Source organism: Microbispora amethystogenes (genome assembly GCF_016863015.1).
GTDB lineage: Bacteria > Actinomycetota > Actinomycetes > Streptosporangiales > Streptosporangiaceae > Microbispora > Microbispora amethystogenes.
In genome coordinates this window covers 294,109-316,847 of sequence record NZ_BOOB01000009.1, presented here as the reverse complement: position 1 = coordinate 316,847, position 22,739 = coordinate 294,109, and the positions used below count along the sequence as shown (strand labels likewise).

23 protein-coding genes and 1 tRNA gene are annotated in these 22,739 nt (G+C 69.0%); 9 read left to right on the top strand and 15 right to left on the bottom strand.

The features are described from left to right. From Mam01_RS07260 to Mam01_RS07235, 6 genes are all read left to right on the top strand, one after another. Entirely contained in the window at window positions 1-837 is an 837-nt protein-coding gene (locus Mam01_RS07260) for an ABC transporter permease (RefSeq protein ID WP_239101107.1), read from the top strand. Beyond that, window positions 825-1,700 carry an ABC transporter permease gene (locus Mam01_RS07255; protein ID WP_204284612.1) on the top strand — a complete coding sequence of 292 codons (876 nt, stop codon included), beginning with the start codon at window positions 825-827 and terminating at the stop codon, window positions 1,698-1,700. Before Mam01_RS07260 ends, Mam01_RS07255 begins: the two co-directional genes overlap by 13 nt. Next, a complete protein-coding gene (locus Mam01_RS07250) occupies window positions 1,697-2,782 on the top strand; it encodes an ABC transporter ATP-binding protein (protein WP_204284611.1) in 1,086 nt (361 codons plus the stop codon). Before Mam01_RS07255 ends, Mam01_RS07250 begins: the two co-directional genes overlap by 4 nt. Then, window positions 2,769-3,440 (top strand): HAD family hydrolase, encoded by a 672-nt coding sequence (locus tag Mam01_RS07245; RefSeq protein WP_204284610.1) that lies wholly within the window; start codon window positions 2,769-2,771, stop codon window positions 3,438-3,440. Before Mam01_RS07250 ends, Mam01_RS07245 begins: the two co-directional genes overlap by 14 nt. A gap of 135 nt (window positions 3,441-3,575) precedes the next feature. After that, window positions 3,576-4,610: a zinc-binding alcohol dehydrogenase family protein gene (locus Mam01_RS07240; RefSeq protein ID WP_204284609.1), complete on the top strand. Its 1,035-nt coding sequence runs from the start codon at window positions 3,576-3,578 to the stop codon at window positions 4,608-4,610. An 83-nt stretch (window positions 4,611-4,693) separates the two neighbouring features. After that, entirely contained in the window at window positions 4,694-5,653 is a 960-nt protein-coding gene (locus Mam01_RS07235; protein ID WP_204284608.1) for a quinone oxidoreductase family protein, read from the top strand. 16 nt (window positions 5,654-5,669) lie between these two features. Here the strand turns inward: Mam01_RS07235 and Mam01_RS07230 are convergent, their stop codons facing one another. The 9 genes from Mam01_RS07230 to Mam01_RS07190 form a co-directional block, all read right to left on the bottom strand. Then, entirely contained in the window at window positions 5,670-6,902 is a 1,233-nt protein-coding gene (locus Mam01_RS07230) for a glycosyltransferase (protein ID WP_204284607.1), read from the bottom strand. Window positions 6,903-7,094: 192 nt separating this feature from the next. After that, window positions 7,095-8,147: a PucR family transcriptional regulator gene (locus Mam01_RS07225; RefSeq protein WP_150935172.1), complete on the bottom strand. Its 1,053-nt coding sequence runs from the start codon at window positions 8,145-8,147 to the stop codon at window positions 7,095-7,097. Continuing rightward, window positions 8,147-8,947, bottom strand: a complete 801-nt coding sequence (locus Mam01_RS07220; RefSeq protein ID WP_204284606.1) for an ABC transporter permease subunit — start codon at window positions 8,945-8,947, stop codon at window positions 8,147-8,149. Before Mam01_RS07220 ends, Mam01_RS07225 begins: the two co-directional genes overlap by 1 nt. Further along, on the bottom strand, window positions 8,928-9,836 hold the full coding sequence (locus Mam01_RS07215) for an ABC transporter ATP-binding protein (RefSeq protein ID WP_150935174.1): 909 nt from the start codon (window positions 9,834-9,836) through the stop codon (window positions 8,928-8,930). Before Mam01_RS07215 ends, Mam01_RS07220 begins: the two co-directional genes overlap by 20 nt. A 94-nt stretch (window positions 9,837-9,930) precedes the next feature. Then, complete coding sequence (locus tag Mam01_RS07210) at window positions 9,931-10,320, bottom strand: thiol-disulfide oxidoreductase DCC family protein (RefSeq protein ID WP_204284605.1); 390 nt, start codon at window positions 10,318-10,320, stop codon at window positions 9,931-9,933. 10 nt (window positions 10,321-10,330) lie between these two features. Beyond that, the gene (locus tag Mam01_RS07205) at window positions 10,331-10,477 is read right to left on the bottom strand and encodes a hypothetical protein (RefSeq protein ID WP_204284604.1); all 147 of its coding nucleotides are present in this window, start codon (window positions 10,475-10,477) and stop codon (window positions 10,331-10,333) included. Beyond that, window positions 10,477-11,430 (bottom strand): cobalamin biosynthesis protein, encoded by a 954-nt coding sequence (locus Mam01_RS07200; protein WP_204284707.1) that lies wholly within the window; start codon window positions 11,428-11,430, stop codon window positions 10,477-10,479. The genes Mam01_RS07205 and Mam01_RS07200 overlap by 1 nt, the downstream gene beginning before the upstream one ends. A 174-nt stretch (window positions 11,431-11,604) precedes the next feature. Continuing rightward, a complete protein-coding gene (locus tag Mam01_RS07195) occupies window positions 11,605-12,447 on the bottom strand; it encodes a phosphotransferase (protein WP_204284603.1) in 843 nt (280 codons plus the stop codon). Further along, complete coding sequence (locus Mam01_RS07190) at window positions 12,434-12,982, bottom strand: ester cyclase (RefSeq protein WP_204284602.1); 549 nt, start codon at window positions 12,980-12,982, stop codon at window positions 12,434-12,436. Before Mam01_RS07190 ends, Mam01_RS07195 begins: the two co-directional genes overlap by 14 nt. A 255-nt stretch (window positions 12,983-13,237) precedes the next feature. On the opposite strand from Mam01_RS07190, the gene Mam01_RS07185 reads away from it, so the two are divergent. The 3 genes from Mam01_RS07185 to Mam01_RS07175 all read left to right on the top strand — a co-directional run bounded on the left by Mam01_RS07185 (window position 13,238) and on the right by Mam01_RS07175 (window position 14,230). After that, window positions 13,238-13,567, top strand: a complete 330-nt coding sequence (locus Mam01_RS07185) for a LysR substrate-binding domain-containing protein (RefSeq protein WP_204284601.1) — start codon at window positions 13,238-13,240, stop codon at window positions 13,565-13,567. Between the two features lie 6 nt (window positions 13,568-13,573). Further along, window positions 13,574-13,647, top strand: a tRNA-Arg gene (locus tag Mam01_RS07180). A gap of 241 nt (window positions 13,648-13,888) precedes the next feature. After that, window positions 13,889-14,230 carry a hypothetical protein gene (locus Mam01_RS07175; RefSeq protein ID WP_204284600.1) on the top strand — a complete coding sequence of 114 codons (342 nt, stop codon included), beginning with the start codon at window positions 13,889-13,891 and terminating at the stop codon, window positions 14,228-14,230. A gap of 417 nt (window positions 14,231-14,647) precedes the next feature. Here Mam01_RS07175 and Mam01_RS07170 read toward each other — a convergent pair whose 3' ends face one another. The 6 genes from Mam01_RS07170 to Mam01_RS07140 all read right to left on the bottom strand — a co-directional run bounded on the left by Mam01_RS07170 (window position 14,648) and on the right by Mam01_RS07140 (window position 22,666). Then, a complete protein-coding gene (locus Mam01_RS07170) occupies window positions 14,648-15,166 on the bottom strand; it encodes a hypothetical protein (protein WP_204284599.1) in 519 nt (172 codons plus the stop codon). Window positions 15,167-15,748: 582 nt separating this feature from the next. Further along, a complete protein-coding gene (locus tag Mam01_RS07165) occupies window positions 15,749-17,602 on the bottom strand; it encodes a GmrSD restriction endonuclease domain-containing protein (RefSeq protein WP_204284598.1) in 1,854 nt (617 codons plus the stop codon). Window positions 17,603-19,147: 1,545 nt separating this feature from the next. Beyond that, window positions 19,148-19,339 (bottom strand): hypothetical protein, encoded by a 192-nt coding sequence (locus tag Mam01_RS07155; protein ID WP_204284597.1) that lies wholly within the window; start codon window positions 19,337-19,339, stop codon window positions 19,148-19,150. A gap of 266 nt (window positions 19,340-19,605) precedes the next feature. Next, window positions 19,606-20,118, bottom strand: coding sequence for a DUF6461 domain-containing protein (locus tag Mam01_RS07150; RefSeq protein WP_204284596.1), 513 nt, complete (start codon window positions 20,116-20,118; stop codon window positions 19,606-19,608). Window positions 20,119-20,293: 175 nt separating this feature from the next. Next, window positions 20,294-21,715 (bottom strand): ATP-binding protein, encoded by a 1,422-nt coding sequence (locus Mam01_RS07145; RefSeq protein WP_204284595.1) that lies wholly within the window; start codon window positions 21,713-21,715, stop codon window positions 20,294-20,296. A 132-nt stretch (window positions 21,716-21,847) separates the two neighbouring features. After that, complete coding sequence (locus Mam01_RS07140) at window positions 21,848-22,666, bottom strand: sugar nucleotide-binding protein (RefSeq protein WP_204284594.1); 819 nt, start codon at window positions 22,664-22,666, stop codon at window positions 21,848-21,850. Between the last annotated feature and the right edge of the window lie 73 nt (window positions 22,667-22,739).

The window sequence follows — 22,739 nt, the reverse complement described above, 5'->3', positions numbered from 1 at the left end:
GTGGGCGACAGCCGTACGGGATCGAAGAGCCGGTGGGCGGTCGTTCCGCTGCTGGTCTTCGCCGTCATCGTCTTCGGCGTGCCGATGCTGGTCCTCCTCGGCGGCACGTTCACCAGGGAGGGCACGCCCAGCGCCGCCAACCTCACCGAGTCGCTCCAGGGGGCGTACCTCACCTCCCTGATCGGGAGCGTGAAGATCTCGGCGCTCGTTGCGGTGCTGGGCGGGGTGCTCGGCACGTTCCTCGCCCAGGCCGTGGTGACCTCCCGGTTCCGCGCCCTGCGTGAGGGGGTGCTGACCGCCTCCGGCGTGCTGGCCAACTTCGGCGGCGTGCCGCTGGCGTTCGCCTGGATCGCCACGCTCGGCAACTCAGGCGTCGTCACCACGACCCTGGGTCTCGGCGACCACGGGTGGAGCCTCTACAACTTCTGGGGCCTCACCCTGGTCTACCTCTACTTCTCCGTCCCCCTCATGGTGCTCACGGTCGTGCCCGCCCTCGACGGGCTGCGCCCGCAGTGGCGCGAGGCCGCGCAGAACAACGGGGCGAGCACCTGGCAGTTCTGGCGGTACGTCGGCGTCCCGGTGCTGACCCCGGCGCTGCTCGGCGGGGTGATCCTGCTGTTCGGCGGCGCGTTCGCGGCCTACGCGACGGCGCAGGCGATGGTGGGCTCCAGCGTCCCGCTGGTCACCCTCAAGATCGCCGACGCGCTCACCGGCAACGTCCTGATCGGGCACGAGAACGTCGCGCTGGCCCTCAGCCTCGACATGATCGTGGTCGCGGGCCTGGTGATGGCCGTCTATCTCCCGCTGCGGCGAAGGAGCGCCCGATGGCTTCGCTGACCCCCCAGGTCACCACGCCGGCCGTCCCCGGCACGGCGCCCGCCCGGCCGGGCCGGCCGCGCCGTCCCCGGGTCTGGCGCGGCGTGGTCCTCCTCCTCGCCGCCGTGTACTTCCTCGTCCCGCTGATCGCGTCGTTCGTCTTCACGGTGAAGGCGCCGGACCAGGGCTTCTCGCTCGACGCGTACGGCGAGATCTTCTCGGCCGAGGGCTTCGCCGGGAGCCTGCTGCTGTCGCTCGGGCTCGGGGCCGCCACGATCGTGATCGTGCTGCTGCTGACGCTGCCCGCCGTCGTCGCCGTACGGCTCGGCGCGCCGCGGTGGCGGCCGGTGCTGGAGGTGGTCTGCACGCTGCCGCTGGTCGTGCCCCCGATCACGTTCGTGGCCGGGATCAGCACGGTGCTGCGGTGGGGCCCCGACTACCTCGCGAGCACGCCCTTCTACCAGACGATCATCGCGGTGCAGGACCCCGGATTCCCGATAGTGCTGGTGCTCGCCTACGTCGTGCTGGCGCTGCCGTTCGCCTACCGCTCGCTCGACGCGGGCCTCGGGGCGATCGACGTGCGCACGCTGTCGGAGGCGGCCAGGAACCTCGGCGCGTCGTGGCCCCACGTGCTGCTGCGGGTGATCGTTCCCAACATGCGGTCGGCGATGGCCGGCGCGTCCTTCCTCACGCTGGCGCTGGTGCTCGGGGAGTTCACCATCGCCCGGCTGCTCTCCTTCCAGACCTTCCCCGTCTGGATCTACACGATCTCCGGCGCGCACGCCCAGGTGTCGGTGGCGGTCTCGGTGTTCAGCCTGCTGATCACCTGGCTGCTGCTGCTCGCCCTGTCGTCCGCCGGCGCACGGCAAAGGAGTGGTTCATGAACGGCGCCCGGGTGGAGTTCCGCGGGCTGCGCCGGAGGTTCGGGAGCACGGTGGCGCTGGACGGGCTCGACCTGACCGTGGAGCCCGGCGAGCTGATCGCGTTGCTCGGCCCGTCCGGGTGCGGCAAGACCACCGCGCTGCGCTGCCTCGCCGGCTTCGAGCAGCCCGACGAGGGCGAGGTGCTCGTGGACGGCGCCGACATCACGCGGGTGCCGGCCAACCGCCGCGACGCCGGGATGGTCTTCCAGTCCTACTCGCTCTTCCCCAACCTCAACGCCCGCGACAACGTCGGCTTCGGCATGCGGGTGCGCAAGACGCCGGCCGCCCGGCGGCACGCCCGCGCGCAGGAGCTGCTGGAGCTGGTCGGCCTGCCCGACGTGGGCGGCCGGTATCCCCACCAGCTGTCCGGCGGCCAGCAGCAGCGGGTGGCGCTGGCCCGCGCGCTCGCGCTCGAACCCCGGGTGCTGCTGCTGGACGAGCCGCTGTCGGCGCTCGACGCCAAGGTGCGCGTCACGCTCCGCGAGGAGATCCGCCGCCTCCAGCTCTCCCTCGGCATCACGACGATCTTCGTGACGCACGACCAGGAGGAGGCGCTCTCGATGGCCGACCGGGTCGCCGTGCTGCGCGACGGCCGCCTGGAGCAGGTCGCCGATCCCGCCACCCTGTACGACCGGCCGGCGACCCCGTTCGTCGCCGAGTTCGTCGGCGCGATGAACCACCTGCCCGGCCTGCTGTCGGGCGACCAGGTGACGGTGCTCGGGCAGACGCTGCCGGTGGAGGGCCCCCGGCCCGCCGGGCCCGAGGCCGACGTGCTCGTACGGCCCGAGGCCGTGCTGGTCGTCCCCGACGGCGAAGGCGAGGGAATGGTCGTGGTGTCGTCCTTCCGCGGCTCCACCGCCCGCCTGCGGGTGCGGCTGGGCGACGGCGCCGAGGTGCTCGCCGACGTGCCCGGCCACGACTCCGCGCGCCTGGCGCCCGGCACCGCCGTACGGGTCCGCCTGGTCGAACGGCCCGTGCTCGTGTCGGCCCGTACGGCGACCGGGGTCACCGCGGCGGTCCCCGAACCCGATGCCGTCGCCTGATCACCTGGCGGCGGTGCTGTTCGACATGGACGGCACGCTCGTGGACACCGAGGATCTGTGGTGGGACGCCTGCGCCGAGGTCGCGCTCGGCCTCGGCGCCCCGCTGCGGCCGGGTGACCGGGAGGCGCTCTTCGGCCTGCCGGTCGAGGACGCCGCGGCGCACATCCTCGGACGGGTGAACGACGACCCGGGCCGGGATTCCGTCGAGGCCATGCTGACCGGCGCCTTCGTCCGGCGGATCGAGAACGGGGTCACCCCGCTGCCGGGCGCGGTCACGCTGCTGGAGTCCCTGCGCGCGGCGGGAGTCCCCGCCGTACTGGTGAGCGCGTCTCCCCGGACCGTGGTGGACATCGTGCTGGAGAGCGTCGGCGGGCACCTCTTCCGGCTGTCGGTGGCGGCCGGGGACAGCGCGAGGAACAAACCGGCCCCCGACCCGTACCTCGCCGCGGCCTCGCGCCTCGGCGCCGACCCGGCGGCGTGCGTCGCGGTCGAGGACAGCCCGACGGGCATCGCCTCCGCCCGGGCCGCCGGCTGCGCCGTCATCGCGGTCGGCCCCCTCGCCACCGCGAGCGGGGTGACGACGGTGCCGACCCTGGAGAGCGTGGACCTGCCGCTGCTGCGTCGCCTGGTCTCGGGGCAGGTTCCTCCAGGGGCATGAGTCCCTCTCACCTCGATGGTTTCCCGATGGGTACTCGTGTCCCTTGTGGGTAACCAGGCGTCGGTGGATACCGTGCCGCCCGTGCCGCCGAGCCGTACGACCGGCGCGGAGTCCGTCAAGAGCGAGGGGACAGACATGACCGAGAACCGGAACGAGACCATGCCCGCCGTCGCGTACCGGCGCAGCCTTCCCGTCGACGACCCGGAAAGCCTCCTGGACGTGGAGCTGCCGGTGCCCGTACCCGGCCCGCGCGATCTGCTGGTCCGGGTGGAGGCCGTCGCCGTGAACCCGGTGGACTACAAGGTGCGGCGAAGCAGCGATCCGGGCGGCGAGCCCAAGGTGCTCGGCTGGGACGCCGCCGGCACCGTGGTCGCCGTGGGCGACGAGGTGGAGCTGTTCGAGGCCGGCGACGAGGTCTACTACGCCGGCGCGATCGACCGGCCCGGCGCGAACTCCCTCTTCCACGTCGTCGACGAGCGCGTCGTGGGGCACAAGCCCGCCACGCTCTCCTTCACCGAGGCCGCCGCGCTGCCGCTGACCTCCCTCACGGCCTGGGAGGGCCTGTTCGAACGCCTTGGCCTGCGCGGCGACGCGCTCGGCCAGACCGGGTCGCTGCTGGTGACCGCGGCCGCGGGCGGCGTCGGCTCCATCGTCGTGCAGCTCGCGCGCGCCCTGACCGGGCTCACCGTGATCGGTACGGCCTCCCGGCCCGAGACGGTGGAGTTCGCCCGCCGGATGGGCGCTCACCACGTCGTGGACCACCGCGGACCGCTGGCGAAGCAACTGGCCGAGGTCGCGCCGGAGGGCGTCAGCCACGTCTTCAGCACGGCCGGCACCGACCGCAACCTCGCGGCGTACGCCGAGGCGCTCGCCCCGTTCGGCCGGATCGTCGCGATCGACGACCACGACTCCCTCGACGTCGGCGTGCTCAAGCAGAAGAGCATCGCGTTCCACTGGGAGCTCATGTTCACCCACTCGCTGTTCGGGACCCCGGACCAGGTGAACCAGCACCGCATCCTCGACCGGGTCGCCCGGCTCGTCGACGCCGGGGTCGTCGTCACCACCGCCAACCGGGACCTCGGCCCGGTGAACGCCGCCAACCTGCGCGAGGCCCACCGCATCCTCGAATCGGGCACCGCGATCGGCAAGATCACATTGACGGGCTTCTGAGACCCGCCGCAGCGGACCGGGAACAACGGGCGGGGCCCGGCGGGTTGGGGAAGATCAGAAGATGCCTCAGACAGGAGTTGCGCATGCGTGCCATCGTCGTCTCCGCGTACGGTGATTCCTCGGTGCTGGAGTACGCCGATCGGCCCGACCCGGTGCCCGGCCCGGGCCAGGTGCTGATCGAGGTGGCGGCGACCGGGGTCAACTTCATCGACGTCTACCACCGTGAGGGGCGCTATCCGCTGCCGCTCCCGCTGATCCCCGGCTCGGAGGCGGCCGGGACGGTCACGGCCGTGGGCCCGGACGTCACCGACGTCGTGCCCGGCGACCGCGTCGCCTCGGCCAGTGCGATCGGCGCGTACGCGACCAAGGCGCTGATCCCGGCGGACAGGGTGGTCCGGTTGCCCGACGGCCTGTCCCCCGATCTCGCGGCGGCGGTGCTGCTCCAGGGGCTCACCGCCCACTACCTGACCCACTCCACGTACGCGGTCCGCACGGGTGATGACGTGCTCGTCCACGCCGCGGCGGGCGGCATGGGCCTGCTGCTGGTGCAGATGGCCAAGCTGCGCGGCGCCCGCGTGATCGGCACGGTCTCCAGCCCCGAGAAGGAGAAGCTCGCCCGGCAGGCCGGCGCCGACGAAGTGATCGGCTACGAGGGCTTCCCGGAGGCCGTCAAGGAGATCACCGGCTCGGGTGTGCACGTCGTCTACGACGGGGTCGGGGCCGCCACCTTCGAGGGGTCGCTCGCGTCGCTGCGCCCGCGCGGCATGATGGCGCTGTACGGCGCGGCCAGCGGGCCGGTGCCGCCCTTCGACCCCCAGCGGCTCAACGCGGGCGGTTCGCTGTTCCTCACCCGGCCCACGCTCGGGCACTACACCGCCACCCGGGAGGAGTTGCTGTCCCGGGCGGACGACGTGCTCGGCTGGGTCGCCTCCGGCGCGCTGAAGGTGCGCGTCTCCGAACGCTACCCGCTGGCCGAGGCCCGCCGGGCGCACGACGACCTCGAAGGCCGCCGTACGACCGGCAAGCTCCTGCTGGTCCCCTGACCCCCGGAGTACTTCCTCATTGGGACGACGGCGCCATGCCGATCAGGCGCCGCGCGGCGGCCACGGCGCCGTCGTCGCGCATCTCGCCCGCGACGGCCCCGGCCCGGTCCCGCACCTCGGGCCGGAGAACCCGGCCGAGAGCCGTGGTCAGCGACGTGGCGGTCGGCGCGGTGGGCGGGTGGGCGGTCCCGATGCCGAGTTCGCCGACGCGCCGCGCCCAGTAGTGCTGGTCGTAAAGCTGGGGCACGACGACCTGGGGCGTCCCGGCCAGCGCGGCGGCGGTCGTGGTGCCCGCGCCGCCGTGGTGGACGACGGCCGCGACCCGGGGAAAGAGCGCCCGCTGGTTGACCTCGCCGACCGGCAGGCAGTCGGGGCCGTCGTCCTCCGGGGACAGGCCGGCCCAGCCGCTCAGCACGATCACGCGGCGTCCGAGCGCGCGGGCCGCGTCCACGGTCGCCCGGGCGACGCCCTGGGGAGCCCGGACGCTGCCGAAGCCGACGCAGACGGGCGGTTCGCCGTCGTCGAGGAACTTCTCCAGTTCCGGAGGCAGCGGGCGCCGGTCCGGCAGGACCCAGGCGCCCGTCTGCACCACTTCGAGGTCGGCGGGCCCGGGCCACGGCCCGAGCGCCGGGTCGGCGGCCAGCCAGGGCCGGTCCGTGAAGATGTGCCGTCGCGTGTCGTCGACCGGAGCCAGGCCCATCGAGGCCCGGTGGGAGTTCAGCGCGGCGCCGACGTTGTCGTTCCAGCGCCGCGCGTCCTCGTCCCAGAGCGCGGCGTTGCCCGCCGTCCCGTCCGGCGGCGCCTGCCCCCAGACGGGCACCGGCGCGTGATGCGGGGACGGCAGGGTCGCCGGGCAGTAGCTCACGTAGACGTAGCCGATGCCCTTCCGCTCCGCCACCGAGTGGGCGGCGATCGACAGGGCTCCGCCCGCCACGATGACGTCGCAGCCCTCGGCCGCCGCCGGGATCGTGGCGAACTGGACGGCGACCGTGCCGTCGAGCATCCGCCGTCGTTGCTCGGGCGTGGGCGGGGCCTGGGCCCGGGGGCCGGCCGACGGCGCGGCCGACGCGGTCTGCCGCAACTCGGGACCGATCGGCACGACGGGAAATCCGAGCCCCTCGATCCACTCGCGGAAGTCGGGCGGCACGCACAGGCGCGCCTCCTGCCCGAGGTCCCGTAACGCCAGGGCCAGCGCCACCATCGGCTGGACGTCCCCACGGGTTCCGATGGTGGACAGAAGCACGCGCATGGCACTCCTCTGTGAAGGCTCTGTAAGGGCATGGGTGACGGCCGGGCGGCCGCACGGTGAAGGTGAGCGCGTCCGCGGCTCCGGACGGAGTCCGGCCCGGCCCGGCTCACGGCCCCCGATTCTGCGCCGTCACCGGGGTCTTGCCGCAAGTCCCCCCATGCCCTATACGTTGAAAGTGGCGGCCTCCGCGTATCAGGTCAGCGGGTGGGCGGGCCACTCCAGGAGGCGGGCGCCGAGCACGGCCGTCTCCAGGGTGAACCGCTGAGTCGGGTCGCTGGGCGAGAAGCCGGTCAGCCTCCGGATGCGCTCCAGGCGGTAGGTGATCGCCCGCGTGCTGACGCCGAGCCTGCGCGCCGCGGCGGTGTGGTTGCCCTGCGCGGCGAAGACGGCCTCCAGCGTCTCCAGCAGCGGCTCCGGCCCGCCCCGGGCGGAGGTCAGCGGGCCGAGCACGGTGGAGACCAGGTCGACGATCGCGTCCCTGTCCCGCAGCAGCACCGGGAAGACCAGCAGGTCGGCCGCCTTCAGCACCTGCGCCCGCAGGCCGAGCCGCTCGCCGAGGTCGATCGCGCCCGCCGCCTCCCGGTAGGAGGTGACGATCCCGCCCGGCCCCTGGTGCGGGCGGCCGATCCCCACCCGCCACGTGGTGAGCGCCGCCCGCACGTGGTGGGTGAACTCCCCGCTCGCCGCGGTCAGCCCGGCCGGGAAGGCGCACACGAGCAGGCCGTCGCGGGCGGCGACGAGGATGTTGTGCGAGCCGAACCTGGCCACGAGCGACTGCTCGATCTTCCCGGCAAGCGGGTCGCCCGCCTCCAGCGGCGTGCCCGGTTTGGCCACGCTCACGGCGTACGCGCCGGCCAGGCGCAGGCCGAAGTGCTCGGCGCGTTCCGCGTCGGCCCTGCCCTGCAGCAGGTCGTCGACGAACAGGCGGCGCGCCTCCTCCTCCCGCCGTACGGCGGCGCGCTGGGCCTCCTCGTATCCGTCGATGTAGGCGGCGATGCCCCGCCGTACGGCGCCAAAGGCCCCACCGGCGGTCATCTCGGCGGCGTGCAGGCAGGCGTCCGCGAGCACGCGCAGGGGGATGCCGCGCTCGGCGGCGAGGGCGCCGCACTCGCGCAGGCCGTCCATGTCGGCGCGGCCGGGCAGCCTGCCGGTGGCGGCCGACGCCGCCAGGACCGACAGGAACCCGCCGAGCAGGTCGGCGGGCACCCCGGTCGCCTCGCTCACGCGAGCGAGAACGCTGTCCATCAGACCCCTACGTCGCGCCGTTCGAAGGCGAGCAGCGCCGTCATGAGCAGGACGGCCGTCGCACACAGCAGGACAAGGTAGTCACCGTACGGCCAGCCCTGGTAGAGGGGGCGCCCGTCGAGGTAGTAGTGGACGGGTGTGAGCCAGCGCAGCCAGGCGATGGCGTCGACGCTACGACCCATGGTCTCCACGATGTATCCGGCGACGCCCCAGACGCCGGCCACGGCGAGCGCGATCTGCCGGCGGCCGAACGCCGCGCCGACGCACAGGGTCAGCGTCCCGAAGAACAGCACGAGCAGGAACAACCCCGTGTGGGCGGCGAGTATGCGGCCGAACGGCACGCCCATGCCGGCGGCGGACGAGGCCCCGGCGGCGACCACCAGCGTCACCAGCGCCACGCCGAGCAGGCCGAGCGCCAGCGCCGTCCAGCGCTCCAGGAGCAACCGCCGGCGGTCGATCGGCAGCGTCAGCGTGAGCTCCAGCGTCTTGGCCTCCTCGGGGGCGGCGAGGGCCCGGTTGCCGAGGATCACGGCGCACATGGTGAACAGCAGCGGGCCCAGCAACTGGTAGGCGATCGCCTGCAGATAGCCGGTTCCGGTCGCGATGTCGGACATGCCGCCCATCAGGTCCCTGAGCGCGCCGGGATACTTGGCGATCGCCTGTTTGCTGAAGGTGTCGGGGTCCTTCATCATGCTCGCGAAGATCGAGATGTACATCCCGAGGAACGCGCACAGCCCGACCGTCCACCCGACGAGGGCGCGGCGGTACTCCCCCAGGGTCTTACGCACCAGCGTGGGCATGCCGGGCCTCCTCCTCGCTGTAGTAGGTCAGGAAGATCTCCTCCAGGTCCGGCTCCGCGCTGACCAGGTGGACCACCGTGTGGCGGGCCGCCGCCTTGACCAGCGCGTCGGGCCTGCCGTCGATCGTGCAGCGCAGGCTCGCGCCCTGCACGGACACGTCCCGTACGCCGGGGAGCCCCTCGAAGTCCTCCCGGGGGACCGGCGCGTCGAAGTGGAGCTCCACGTGCCGTACGGCCCGCTCGCGCAGCGCGGCGATGTCCTCGACCGCGACGAGGCGCCCGGCGCGGACGATGCCCACCCGGTCGGCGACGTGCTCCACCTCGGCGAGCACGTGTGACGACATGAGGATCGTGCGGCCCGCCGTGCGCGCCTCCCGGACCATCGCCAGGAACTCCTGCTGCACCAGCGGGTCGAGGCCGCTCGTCGGCTCGTCCAGGATGAGCAGCTCGGGCTCGTGCATGAACGCCTGGATGAGCCCGACCTTCTGCTTGTTGCCCTTGGAGAGCCGGCCCATCCTGACCGACAGGTCGGCGTCCAGCCGCTCGGCCAGGTCGTCGATCCTGCTCCGGCTCACCCCTCCGCGTACGCCGGCGAGGAACCGGAGGTAGTCGCGGGCCCGTTCGCCGCCCTCCAGGGCCAGCTCGCCGGGCAGGTAACCGATCCGGGCGCGGACCCGCGGGTCCCGGGTGCTCGCCCCGAAGACCGTGGCCCGGCCCGACGTCGGCCGGATCACGTCCAGGAGCAACCGGATCGTCGTCGTCTTGCCGGCGCCGTTCGGGCCCAGATAGCCGAAGACCTCACCCGGACGGATGTCGAGGGTGAGATCCTCCAGGCCCCGTCTCGTACCGTAGAACTTCGTCAGTCCTTCGGTCTCCACCACTGCTGTCATGCCGCAATGGTGGACCTCCGGCCCGGTGCCGGGGTATGCCTTCTTCCGGACACCTACCGGCCTCGTCTCTTCCCGGCTTCGGCAACGACACCGATCACACGGGCGGCACGCCGCACGTCGTGGAACCGGGCAGCAGGTGACGGTAGCGTGACACCAGGCGGTAGCCCGCCTCGGCCGCCCAGCTCACCGGCGGCGCGAGCATCACGCGGCCGAGCGCGCGCCAGGCGGCGTTCGGCTGCACCGCGAGCATCACCCCGATGGCCCGCGCGCCGTGGGCACGCAGCCCTCCCGGGCCCAGGAGCTGCACGGACGTCATGACCTCCTCGCGGGTCAGCCCCGCCGCGCGGAGATCGAGACCCTGCCACGCCCGTACGGCGGGCATGTAGCCCAGGACCCGGTGCCCGGCGTTCACGCACGTCTGGCAGAAGGCGCAGTCGCCGTCGAAGACCAGCAGGATGCGGTTGTCTCCGCTTTCTCCGCCCATGCGATCGAACCTACCAATCCTGGGACGGATCATTCCGATCGCGTGGTGGCGGCGCGGGCCGCCGAGACGCGCGCACGGCCAGCACGGCGACCACGATCACCGCGACCGCGACGCTGAAGACGACCGCGAAGACCAGCAGCAGGACGAGCAGGCTCATCACCGGCTCCCTCGACGGGCTTGTGAGCGGGCCAGGCGTGCGGCGACGGCCAGGCCGACCGACGCGTACGACACGGCGCGCGCCAGCCGTACGGACCGGGGGATGTCGGCGACGGCCGGGCGGGGACCGTCACCCAGCTCCGGGCGGTGCTCCACCCTGCCACCGTAGTCGTTCGCCCCGCCGAGCCGTACGCCGAGGGCGCCGGCGAAGGCGGCCTCGCAGCGTCCGGAGTTGGGGCTGGGGTGGCGGTGCCCGTCGCGGCGGAGCACGGCGGCCGCGCGGCGCGGGGAGCCGCCCACCAGACCGGCGAGACCGGTGGTGAGCAGCGCGGTCAGCCGGGCGGGCACGTAGTTGGCAACGTCGTCGAGCCGGGCCGAGGCCCAGCCGAAGCGCGCGTAGCGCGGTGACCGGTGGCCGACCATCGCGTCGAGCGTGTTGACCACGCGGTAGGCGAGCAGACCGGGCACGCCGAAGACGGCGCCCCAGACGAGCGGCGCGACGACGGCGTCCGAGGTGTTCTCCGCGATCGACTCGACCGTGCCCCGCGCCAGCTCGGCCGCGTCGAGACCGGACGGGTCACGCCCGCACAGATGCGGGAGGCGGGCGCGGGCGGCGGGCAGGTCGCCGTCCCGCAGCGAACGGGCCATCAGCGCACCCTCCTTGGCGAGGGTCGTGCCGCCAAGGACCGCCCAGGTGGCGGCGGCGGTGACGGCGGCCCGCGCGACCGGGCTCGGCCGGGTCACCCGCTCGGCGACCACCCCGATGGCCGTCGCGGCGCCGACGCAGAAGGTCGTGTAGGCGACCCCCGCCAACCGCGAGTCCCGATATATGAGCTTTTCGAGGGCGGCGGCCCGGCTGCCGAACACCGCCACCGGGTGACCCCGCCGGGGGTCGCCGAGGAGGGCGTCGATCGCCGCCCCGGCCAGCAGCCCCGCCGCCGTGGCACCGTCCATGGTCCCGATCACGCCCGCATTCTTCCGCAACGCTCCCGATGGGGCGCGGGGGGCTCATCTCGAACGGCGAGGTGGCCGGTCGGCGAGCCCGCTGTGCGGGACCGTCAGGACTCCGGTCTGGGGGTGTTCAAAACGCGGGCTGCGGGGCGTTCGGGACGTGGGCCTGCCAGGCGTTCAGGAGGCGGGTTCCGCGGGTGTGCCAGGGACCCGCGCGTCGCCGAGGAGGTGGTCCTGGAGTGCCTCCTCGTTGGCGTCGAGCCAGGCGGCGGCGCGCCTGATCCGGCCGCCCACGCCGTCGGCCCACATGCGCGCCCAGCCGCCGCCCCTCGTGCGGGCCCGGTCCCGCATCAGCGCGTACGACCGGCCGAACCGCGTCCGCGCCGTCTCCACCAGCCTCAGCCGATCCTGCGCCGGCAGGTCGTACGCGTCGCAGAACAGCCGCACCCGGGCCGCCGCGTCCAGGGACCGCTGCGCGAGGTCCCGGTCGACCGGGTCGGCGAGCGGAGCCCAGTGCCGCAGCGTCGTCACCACGTCGAACAACCGCGTCGTCGGCCTGGCCATGTCGAAGTCGATCAGCGCGTACGGCACGGGCCCCGCGCCGGGCCGGTCACGGAAGACGACGTTGGCGGGGGTCACGTCGCAGTGGCCCACGAGTTCGGGCGAGCCCTCCGGCGCCGAGCCGTCCTCCCACGTCGCGCCGTGAGGCGGGTCGAACGTCGCCGCCGCGTCGTGCAGGCGTCGCAGCAGCAGGGCCAGGGTGGTCAGTGTCTCCTCGCTCACCGCGTACGCCGGAAGCGGGCGCGCGGGCACCATGCCCTCGATATAGGTGAGGATCGCCCTGCCCCGATCGTCGACCCCGAGGAACCGGGGCGCCCGGTCGAAACCGGCGGCCTCCAGATGCCGCAACAGCGCGTGGACGGACGGCGACGTGGGGCGCATCGGCCGCCGTACCGTCGCCCCCACCCGTACGAGTCCCTCGGAGACGTCTCCGACGAGTGGGATCTCACGTACGGCCATGCCGACGCAGTTTAACCACCAGATTTCCATTGCGATGGGCAAGCCGCCGGATTTCTTCCGTTCGCGGTGACCCGTTCCTCTCAGCGGAACGGTCGTATTCGGCAGGGCGCAACTTCGTCAGACCGAAGCCGAGCTGGCTGTAGAGCTCCAGCTGGTCGAAATACTCACGATGCGTCTTGATCTTGCCGTTCTCGACGAAGGACGAGCAGGTGGCGCGGAGAGTTATGCGGTGACCTGTACCGGCCGTCTCCCGTCCGTCGGGCAGGAGGAGAGGTCCCGTGTGGGTGCCGGTGTAGGTCCACTCGGTGACGGCAGGGTTTTCGCAGTCGCCGAGCTCGAACCAGGCCAGCGCGTGGAAGTCCGGAAACGCCGTGAAGAACTGCTCGTATATCCACGCGATCTGGTCGAGTCCTTCCGCCACACCCGACGGCCCCACGTACACGGCGTCCGGGCTGTAGCAAGAGAGGATCTCCGGCATGTCGTGGGCGTTGATCGCGTCGGCCAGCCGATGTTTGAGGTCCCAGAAGGTAGACATCACGCCTCCACTCGCGCAGAGCTGCGTTTTTCACGGTACCCACGAGGCGGACAGCGGCCGATCGGATGAACGTCATGTCACCACCACGAACGACGCGGTGAACTCCGTGTTCTCCCAATCGGGCGCCAAGGGGCGGCTCCCGGGTGGTCCGCCCGCCGCCGTGTCAGATCCGGTCGCCGGGCGAGAGCCGGGCGTGCGCCTCGCGGGCCCGGCGCTCCGCCGTCGCCGCGGTGTACCGCTGGACCATCGCCCGTGATGGCGCTGTCCACCATGACGACGGTGCGCGCCGCCGTACTCGCGGGGACAGGGCCGGCCGTGCTCAGCGGACTCGCCGTCGCCGACGATTTCGGTTCCGGGCGGCTGCGCCGCGTGCCGTCATCGGGAATCGACCTGCGGCGCGGTCTACGCGCCTGCTGGCTCGGCCCGAGTACCCCGCCCGGCGGGCCGATCCGGGACCTTGTCACGCACGTCACGAGCCACCCGCGAGCCACCGTCCCGCCGCCCGATCCCCACCGGCCACCGGCCGGTTCGACCCATGTCCAGGAAACCGGGTGTGTACCTGGTCCCCGGATCATGCAGAATTAGGCACGAGCGCCCTTAGCTCAGCTGGATAGAGCATCGGACTTCTAATCCGACGGTCGGGGGTTCGAATCCCTCAGGGCGCGCTCCCCCATCCAGCCCAGATGCCCTTTGAGCTGGCCTTTCACATGATCGGGCTGCCGCCGAGGCTGCAGCCGGACGCCACCAGATGCAGCCCCAGGCGGCCGCTCCCGGAACATATCCGGAATGATCTCGGATGCGCTTCCGCAGGTCGGCAGCCGGATTCCGCCGCTCTCCGGAACGATCCCGAGGCCCAGGCACGCCGAAGGGCCCGGCGGGGAACCGGGCCCTGGGTAAGGTGTGATCATGGGCGTCGACGCCGTGCTGATGCAGGTGGAACAACCGGGGTCCAGCCCCAAGAGCAGGAGGCTTACGCCCGCTGCGACGGCGTTGGATCACACTGATTCGTTCGTTCGCCTCGTCGATCAGATCCGTGGGCGCAGCATGAATCCGATGCTGGAGAGGATCGACCCGTACGGGAGCCTGATCCTGACATCGGCTGAGATGCCGCAGTTCATCGAAGAACTTGCTCGGTTTCGAGCCTTCGCCGTGACGGCCAAAGAGGTCCAGGTGATCCGGGAGTTCGAGGACCTCGCCCGAGAGTGCGCAGCACATCCCGCGCTGGAGCTTCATCTGGACGGCGACTGACAGGGTCACCCGACGAGCGCGCTCTCTATGCGCTGGTTAGTGACCTAGCGTTGGCTGCGGATACACATGACGTAGATCCTGCCCCTCCCTCGCCAGCCTGCTCGGTGGCTTTCGGCGCGCGGATCCCTCGTTGAGCCACAGCGAGACAGCAGCATTACCCGCCGACTTGGGAATCCCTCACGACAACCCGAGACGGCGCGCGTCGTCCGCCGTAACGTGTACCGGAAAAGGGTTTCGACCAAGCGATGGGAGATTATCGACATCTTTATACGAGTTGAAACCCGCGGCCTTGATGAGATGAAACAATGACCCGAGGTGTTCTGTATTTGGAATCTCTACGGTGGCAGCAGAGAAGACAGTAATGGCGCTTCTTTCTGGCGCCTTAACCTTGCCATCTCCGTGCTGAAGAATCGCGATTCACCGAAGCCAGGGAGTCCATGCCCCCTTCTTATTGTCGAACTTGAGCGGATACTTCCAGGCCGGTTCATCATTTACCTCGAAGTGCGGGAAGATTTTGCCTTCTACGCCTCTCACTGGCGTCCAGATCGTCTCGATGCCGTGTTGCATTGCGAGAGTCTTAGGCGGCGGATTGACGAGATGGAGCGAAACACATCCCTCCAACGGATCCAGTCGTAACAGCCCATGACTTTTTCCATCCCTAAGCCCGACCACACATTCATAAGGGATCTTCTTCCATCGATTACGAAATGCCGACACGAGCAGATCGAGAACATCTATGGTCTCTTGAACACGCCCAAGGGCAGGGACGCGATAATCGTGCTCCATGGCGTTACGCTCTAGATTCAAATTTTTTAGAATGCTCAGAGCGAGGACTCCAATTTCTTGGAGCATCTGTGATTTCCTAGGAAAATTCGAACCTTCGTTTCGAACAAACAGTCCGTACCCATGCAACAGATCGTCGATGAGTGCGTGCATCGCTCGCTTACAGTGCCCAAAAGCATTGATCAATTCCCGCCGAGTCGAGCCGAAGGATTCGCGAGCGAATTGGTGATATTATTCGGCCGAAAGTCCTCGCCCGGGAGCGCGGGGTGGATCGGCGACGAGAGAGTGCCTGAGATAAGTGAAAGGGTCCCCTTCGTCTCCCAGTGCCAGCCATCCGTACACAGTTCTCCTCCTAGACGCTAGATATGCCGCAGTAAAGCCTTCCAGGCTACATCGCTACCGGCTCGCTCGCCATTAGATTTAGGAGGCGGATACTTCAGGCCCTGTCCGTGCACCAGGCTTGCAGCGCGCGTCTGAGCGATTCCAAGAGCCCGGAGCACGCGAAAGGGGCCCAACCTAAGCCGGGCCCCCTGACCGCTGTGTAGCTCCCTTACGCCTTCTCAACGCGCGCCTTGATCCGCTCCCATCCGTCCTGCCATGAGTTGAACGCCTGTCTCCAGGCCAAAGTGCATGGCGACAGCGTCCTGATGACCTGAAGAGAGCTCAGGCGCCTCTACGGTAGCCCAACGTGGATGCCCTCTCACTGGGTGCCGGCAGCGGTTCGCCAGTGCCATGTCAAACCTCCAGGTCCTCAAGGTCGGGCACGACTGCGACGTCTTCAGGGTCGAACATCTGCAGGACCTCACTGCTGTTGTCCTCATCGATGTCGTTCTGCACGGGCTTGCCAGTTGCGTCCTCGATGAGGGCCACCAGCTTCTCTAAGCGCTTGTTGAAGAAGGCCTTAAAGTTATCTGCCCGGAGCTCCGCAGCGTGGGCCAGATGGGTATCCACAAGAGCGTCAAGCTGGGCAGGACTGATGCCGGCTTTTTTCTCGATCTTCGATAGGTAAGCGGAGGGCGCCACACCTCCGATAGCACGATTTGTTTCGGCCGAAAGCGGCGTTTTGTTGACGATGCTCTCCCGCTCCATAGGGTCGATGTCGTGGTCGAGACACCACTTGGACGGAAAGATGTGGTGAATGTCGACGGCAAGAGCAACATATTGGACCTTGTCGAGCGCCTTGTCGTACATCCAGTCTTTGGCGCCCTGGGACAGGACAAGGGCATAGATTCCCTTGTAGGCCGCCGCGTTCCGAGTACGTAGCGATAGGAGACGAGAGGCGGCGAAGGTGCAGTCTGCAACGGTCCGGGGGGTCGTCGTCTCGGCGCCGCATGCCCAGTCAGGGACCTGTTCGATATCGCGGGCGAACCGAGTCTCGATGGTCGAGCCGTACAGCTCACCAATGATGCCGCACCAGAACCATTGAGCTAGTTTCGCGCGGACGCCATGCAAGTCAGCATCGTCACCAAGGACAACCTTGATTGCGGCGAGCGGGACGAGTTGCTTCGGGTAGGGAAGAAACTTCGCTTCGAAGATGTGATGATCGGCGAGGAAGGTGGCCGTCCAGGCAAAGGCGTCACGGACCGGCTGCACCCACTCCAGATAGTCGTCCAGCGAGAGTTTGAGCAAGTCCTCCTTCCGGGCGGACACGGCAGGTGGCCGACCGGAGATGTCCCCCTTGGCCCGCTTGAGGGTCGCGAGCAGACTCACTGCTTGGAGGAAGTCCGTGTTCTCGACAGCCGCCAGGACGGGATGCGCGGCGAAGCCCTTCTGGGTCGCGTGCCAGTCATCGTTGAGGCGGAAGTCCGTGCCATGGGTATCGAAGTACTTCTTGTCGCCAGCGAAGGTGGCGGTGAGGAGCTCGAAGACGTTCAGCGGTAGCCCACCTGTGTTGACCTTCTCGAACACGGTGGCGACGGCCGCCTTACTAGTCGTCTTATCGAGCTCGATGGCGGGGATGTTGTAGGTCGAGCAGGGCTGTATGACCTTGGCATGGAACTTGCTCGCCTCGTCCGTGTCCTCACAGGCGAAGAGCCACGTAACGATGTCTGCCCCGCCGAAGAGAAGGCGAACAGGGAAGTATCCGTTGGCTCGCTCAAGCTCAGGCGTGGATAGGTCGAGGTCGATGTCCTTGCCGAAGTTGCTGCGCAAGACACCGTCCCCAGGCACAGACAGGATGGCGTCGTCGATGCGGTCTTCGCCAAGCAGCGCGGTGGCCATATGCACGTAGTAGCGGCGATCCATGAGTATGCCGCGGCTGTCCTTAGTATGGACCACACCATCGCCGGTCAGAGCCTGAGTGAGCGAGGTAAGCCGCTGTTGACCGTCGAGGAGCAACAGCTCGGGCTCGGTATCCGCCGGGAGACTGACGCCCTCAAGTGGGCGCGGCTTGAATCGGATCTGATCGTTGCCTGTCTTCAGCATCATGACAACACCGAGCGGATGGCCGCGCAGGATCGTCACGAGGAGTTGACGGATACGCTCATCGTCCCATTTGTAACCACGCTGGAAGTCAGGGAGCTGAATGTGGCCACTAGTGGTCCACTTCAGGTACTCGGCCAACTCGTAGAGGGGCGTCTGGAAGCCCATATTGAATGATCCTCGTCCGACGTCGAAGGTTGACTGCATGGTGGCGGAAGGTGACAGTCTGTCACAGACTCGCGGGCTTGGTCATCCATTCACCTAGAGATGCAAAAGACACGCGCACTTGCCAGCACATTAGGCGGACTACGGGCAAGTTCCGGACAGGGGCCTTCGCGGGATATGCGCGGGATGACGTCGGTGGCCGGACCGGTTCCGAAGGCTATCGGTGCAGGTCAAGAGGGTGATGGGGATGGTGGGTGGCGGTCTGCTTCTAATCCGACGGTCGGGGGTTCGAATCCCTCAGGGCGCGCTCCCCCATCCAGCCTGGTTGGCCTCCGACCTGGGGTTTCTGCTTGATCGTGCCGTGATCGCATGCGCAGCCGTACGCCACCGAGAGCCGCCGCTTGTCGCCAGTCGCGGGATATACCCGAAGCGATCTTGACTGCATTTCCGCAGGTCGGCAGCCGGATTCTGCCAGCTTCCGGGAAGATCCCGAGTCCTCGTGGAGCACGGTGCAGGGTGGCCTATGGAGTTGAGGTGTGCCAGGATGCAAATCATGACGATCAGAAAGGGCGATGCCGCGTAGGCCGCCCAGCGCCATCCGCGCTCACCAGGCAGCAGCCCCAAGAGGGGAGCGATCGGCTCGTCAGATTCCCGGCATATCCAGCCGGACTCGCGCTGCGATCGCGCGGCTGGAGGCCCAAGGACTGGGGACGGACTTCGTCGCCGAATCCCTTGATCAATACAAGAGCTTCCTGCGACGCCGGGGCCGCACCCTGTATCTCTCGCCGTATCAGTGTCCATGCTGTGATCCCGCAGTGGCGCGTGACGCCCTGGAACTCGCACTGCGTCGGCTGCCGCCCGCAGCTCGTCGTGATCTCGGGCGGCTGGTGTACCGCCTTGACGAGGAATACCGCAGGCGCACTCTTCCCGAGCCTCGTCCTTACCGACTGCTTCCCTGGCAGTTTGCCGCATGGTGGCACCAGCGCATGGCGGGTTACTGATTAGTGCTGGACAGGCCGAAGTGTCAACGGCCGGGTGCGTGTCACCGCTGGTGGCCAGGTTGAGGTCCCGGCACCGTCGCGGTCGACCACGCTGACGGCGGTGGTGTGCTCGGGCAGGAAGCGGGCCCCACTGGTCGAAGGGCCAGTGCGAGCCGATGCCCAGCGCGCGGCGTTCGTAGGCGGCGGCGAACCGGAAAACCAGTTGGGCGCCGGTGTCGTCGAGCGAGGCGAAGCCTCGCTCGACGATGATGACCAGGTCGTTGCGGAGCAGGTCGATGACGCGGCGGATCCCGGCCGAGCTGCGCCTGCGGTGCGCAGAGACCAGGTGCGCGCCACCGAGCGGGCGCTGGAGGCGATCGACATCCTGCCAAGACAGCCAGGGCACCTCCCTCAGCCGGGGCGACCCGATCGAGCGGGCCTGGCGGGACGCCCACGTGGGCAGCCTCCACGTGGCCAATGACGTCGATCGGGCCCTCGCGATGTACAGCAGACGAGTTCGGCCTGGCCGTCGAGGACAACCTGATCCGACACCCTGGCCGGTCGGTGGTCAGCGGCCGACGTTCCAGGTCTTACCCCGGCACAGGGGAGGGCCGTACGTGTAGGTCGTGCCGCTTTCCGTACGTGCCACCATCGCGTCGTCCGGACGCGGCCTGTCGCACTGCTCGTCCTGCGGGTAGAAGCTCGTGGCCGCGTTCGGAGTCAGCGTGGCGAATGGGCGCGGGTGTCCTTGCAGGGACACTGTGATCACCTCGCCCGTTCCGTTCACCACCTGGATGAAATCGCTGTCGAGGGGCGTGCAGGAGCAGAGAAGGAACAGGGCCGGCCCCCCGAGACGGAGGGCCGCGCGGGAGGCCGCCATGCGTCGAGTGCCATGTTCTCTCATAACGGCCTCTCAGGGGTGTCTGACAGATTCTGCCGGTCGCGAGCGGGGATCCAGGGGGACGCATCGCAAGGCCGAGGAGGAACCCACAGCCGCAGCTATGGGCGTAACAGAGCGGAAGTGGCTCAGTACTCGAAAACGCCGTGGGCGGCCACGATGTCAGTTGAAGCGTTCGGCCGCACCTTGGTGATGCGCTCGGCCAGCAGCAGGGCAGCGGCGAGCCCGCCCTCCGAATTGTCGCCAACGAGCCCGAGCTCGACGCGGTCGGCCAGGTAGTCCTCCGAAATGCCATCCTCGTTGCCGGGAAACAGCGGATCGAAGGACAGGACCCTGCGGCCGTCGACGTAATGGACGAAGGACGCGACCATGTTCACATTGACGAAGACACTCGCCGTGACCGTCCCATTCGACAAGGGTCGCAGCACCTCGTCCAGCGTGCCGGCGAAGCCGTTCCACTCGCTCAGAATTGCCCCGCCCTCGGCCGATCGGGCAGAGATGAGGCCCTCATCGATCTCGCCTTCCTCGTCATCACCATCGAATACGTCAATGCCAAGGCGGGCCAGCGCCTCGTGTGGAGTGAGGCCGCGGACTAAGGTCGCGCAGAACGCATCGTCATCAAGCCAGTCATAGCCGCTCATGGGAATCCTGTTCTCTTCCGGGACAGATCACGGAGATTCTGGCATGCGAGTCCGACAAGGTTTGAGGTCTGCGAGCCAGCAGGTAGACGTGCTGCCGTCTCCCCCTCGCCGGGCTCCTAAGGAGCCGGGCGGTGACGATCAACCCGGCCCCGGCGAGCAGTTCGGTGATGCCGGCTCACGCCCTCCGCCATGCGCTGAGCAGTTCCTCGGGGCCGTATGCCGCCTGTAGCCCAGAACAGCTGGTCCCGTTCCGGGAGACCGCAACGAGTGGTACCGGCTCGTCGGTGATCGCCGCCCGGTGCTTCTGCAGCGCGGCCAGGTCGTGGCTGTCGAACGCGGAATTCTCCAGCCACTTGATCGAGCCGAGGAAGAGCAACTGCTTGGCCACCGGTTGCCTGTCGACACCCACCAAGTCGATTTCGACGTCATTGCTACGGGTCCAGTACCCGCCGATCGCCGGGGTGGCGGGCAGGAGCCCGTCCGGCAGGAGACGGGCGAGGGATTCCCGGACGAGAGGCTCTATCGCGCGGCCGCGCCAGCTCGTCCACTGCTCCTTGATTCGGCTCAGCGTGAGATCTCCGCGCATCCGCTCGATCTCCGCCATGTGCGGATCCAGAAACGCGAGCCAGAACCGCAGGTAAGGATCGGCCACTCGGTAGCGGCGTTCCTTCGACGGCCGCAGGGAGAATGGCAGCTCGGCCGCCACCACCCGTTTCTCGGTCAGGACATCCGTAGCTCGAGTGAGAGTGGTGTGGGCGATGCCGCCGGCGGCGCGCGCGATGTTGGTAAAGGTGCGTTCCCCGGCTCCAATGGCCCGGAGGACTTCCCTGCTCATCGCCTGCGGTGGAAACTCCGCGGCCAGTGAGCGCTCGGCGGAGACCAGCAGCGCCGAGATTGGGTTGTCCAGCGAGTGGCGGAGGAATTCCCAGACATCCGCTCCAGCCTGCCACTCCGCACAGATCAGCGGGAGACCTCCTGTGATCAAGGCGGCGTCGAAGGCGGCAGCCGGCGGAAGGCTGAGCATCTCGCCGATGTCAGCGGGGTTCAGCGGCCCCACGATCATTTCCCGGCCCCGTTGGTGGAAGGGGCGGTCGTAGCTGTTCAGCGCCTCCATCATCGACAGGTCGGATCCGACCAGGAGGAGAAGTACCGGCTTGCGGCTCAACGAGCGGTCCCATGCGCGCTGGAGCATGCCCTCGAAGGCGTCGACGCGGTCCATGAGGTACGGGACCTCATCGATGACGACCACGCTCGGTTTGTCAGTGGGCAGGATCTCTGCAAGCAGCCTGAATGCCGCATTCCACTGCCCCGGGGTCTCCTCCGAGAACACTTCTCGTTCCGGCAGCGTGGATCTGGCGACGGCGTCGAGCAACTCCGCCAGTTCGTTCTCCGCCGTGCCACCCGCCGCTGTGAAGAAGAGATTCGGCGTCTCCGTACGCCGGAGGAACTCCTCGACGAGGCTCGACTTGCCGACCCGCCGCCTCCCCCGGATGAGGATGCACTGCCCTGGCCTGGCCGACCCGGCAGCATCCCGAACTGCCTGGAAGGCGTTACGGAGCACGTTCAGCTCCCGGTCCCGCCCGATGAAACGGCGCATGGCACATCCCCAAACGATGGTATCGATAGAGATACTATCGCTATCGATACCAACTTGCACCTGCCGGGGCGGGATCTTCCGACGCGCGATCCCGCTCTCCAGGTAGGCCGCGTACCGGCTTGATCGCTGAGGCTATCTCAGGAACTCCCGCGCGCCGCGCAGCCTGGTCGTGAGATACCGCTGAGTGTGGCGGCAGTCCAACCGGACATCGATCGGCCCGGGCACGTCGGTGCCGGCGCGCCGGCCGGATGGGAGCCGATCCGGATCGAGTCCGTCCCGCTGTGCGATCAGGCGCCCGAGCTCGTATCGACTCATCGCGTCGGCCCCTGCCGCGTGATGTACTCCCGCGCGATCAGATTTCGCGAGCTCAAGAAGGGCCGCCGCCAGATCGCTCACATGCACCGGGCAGCGCACGTCGTCGGTGAACAAGACTCCTTCCGTGTCACCCGCGGCAAGCGCATGCACCCTGCTTTCGTGTACGGAGCCGCCGTCACCGATTATCAGAGAGGTCCGTACGATCAGCGCCGTGGGATCGATCGCCTGCACAGCCACCTCCGCGGCGGCCTTGGCCGCTCCGTACGGGGTGACCGGATCGGGGACACTGTCTTCCGTGTAGGTGATCGCCTGTCCGGAAAACACGGCGTCGCTGGACACGTGCACCAAGCGCCCGCCTTTCCCGGAAGCCGCCACGGCCACGTGAGCGGCGCCCACGGCGGTCGTCTCCCAGTCCGGCTGGCGAAAGGCCGCGTTGACGACGACGTCGGGCTCAATCGCGCCGATCAAGCCAAATACGGCCGAACGGTCACGGATGTCGAGCGGCAGCCATTCGACTCCCGTCGCCGTGCCCGGCCGCGTCAGGTAGGTGGCGGCCACGACATGCCCGTCCGTCGTGGCCTGCCGTACGACTTCGCCGCCGAGAAGGCCGCTGCCGCCCACGATGAGGATTCGCACGGCTGCGACGGTAGTGGACGATCAGAGGGAGGACGCTTCGGCAAGCGTCCTTTGACATTTGTCATCGTGGCGA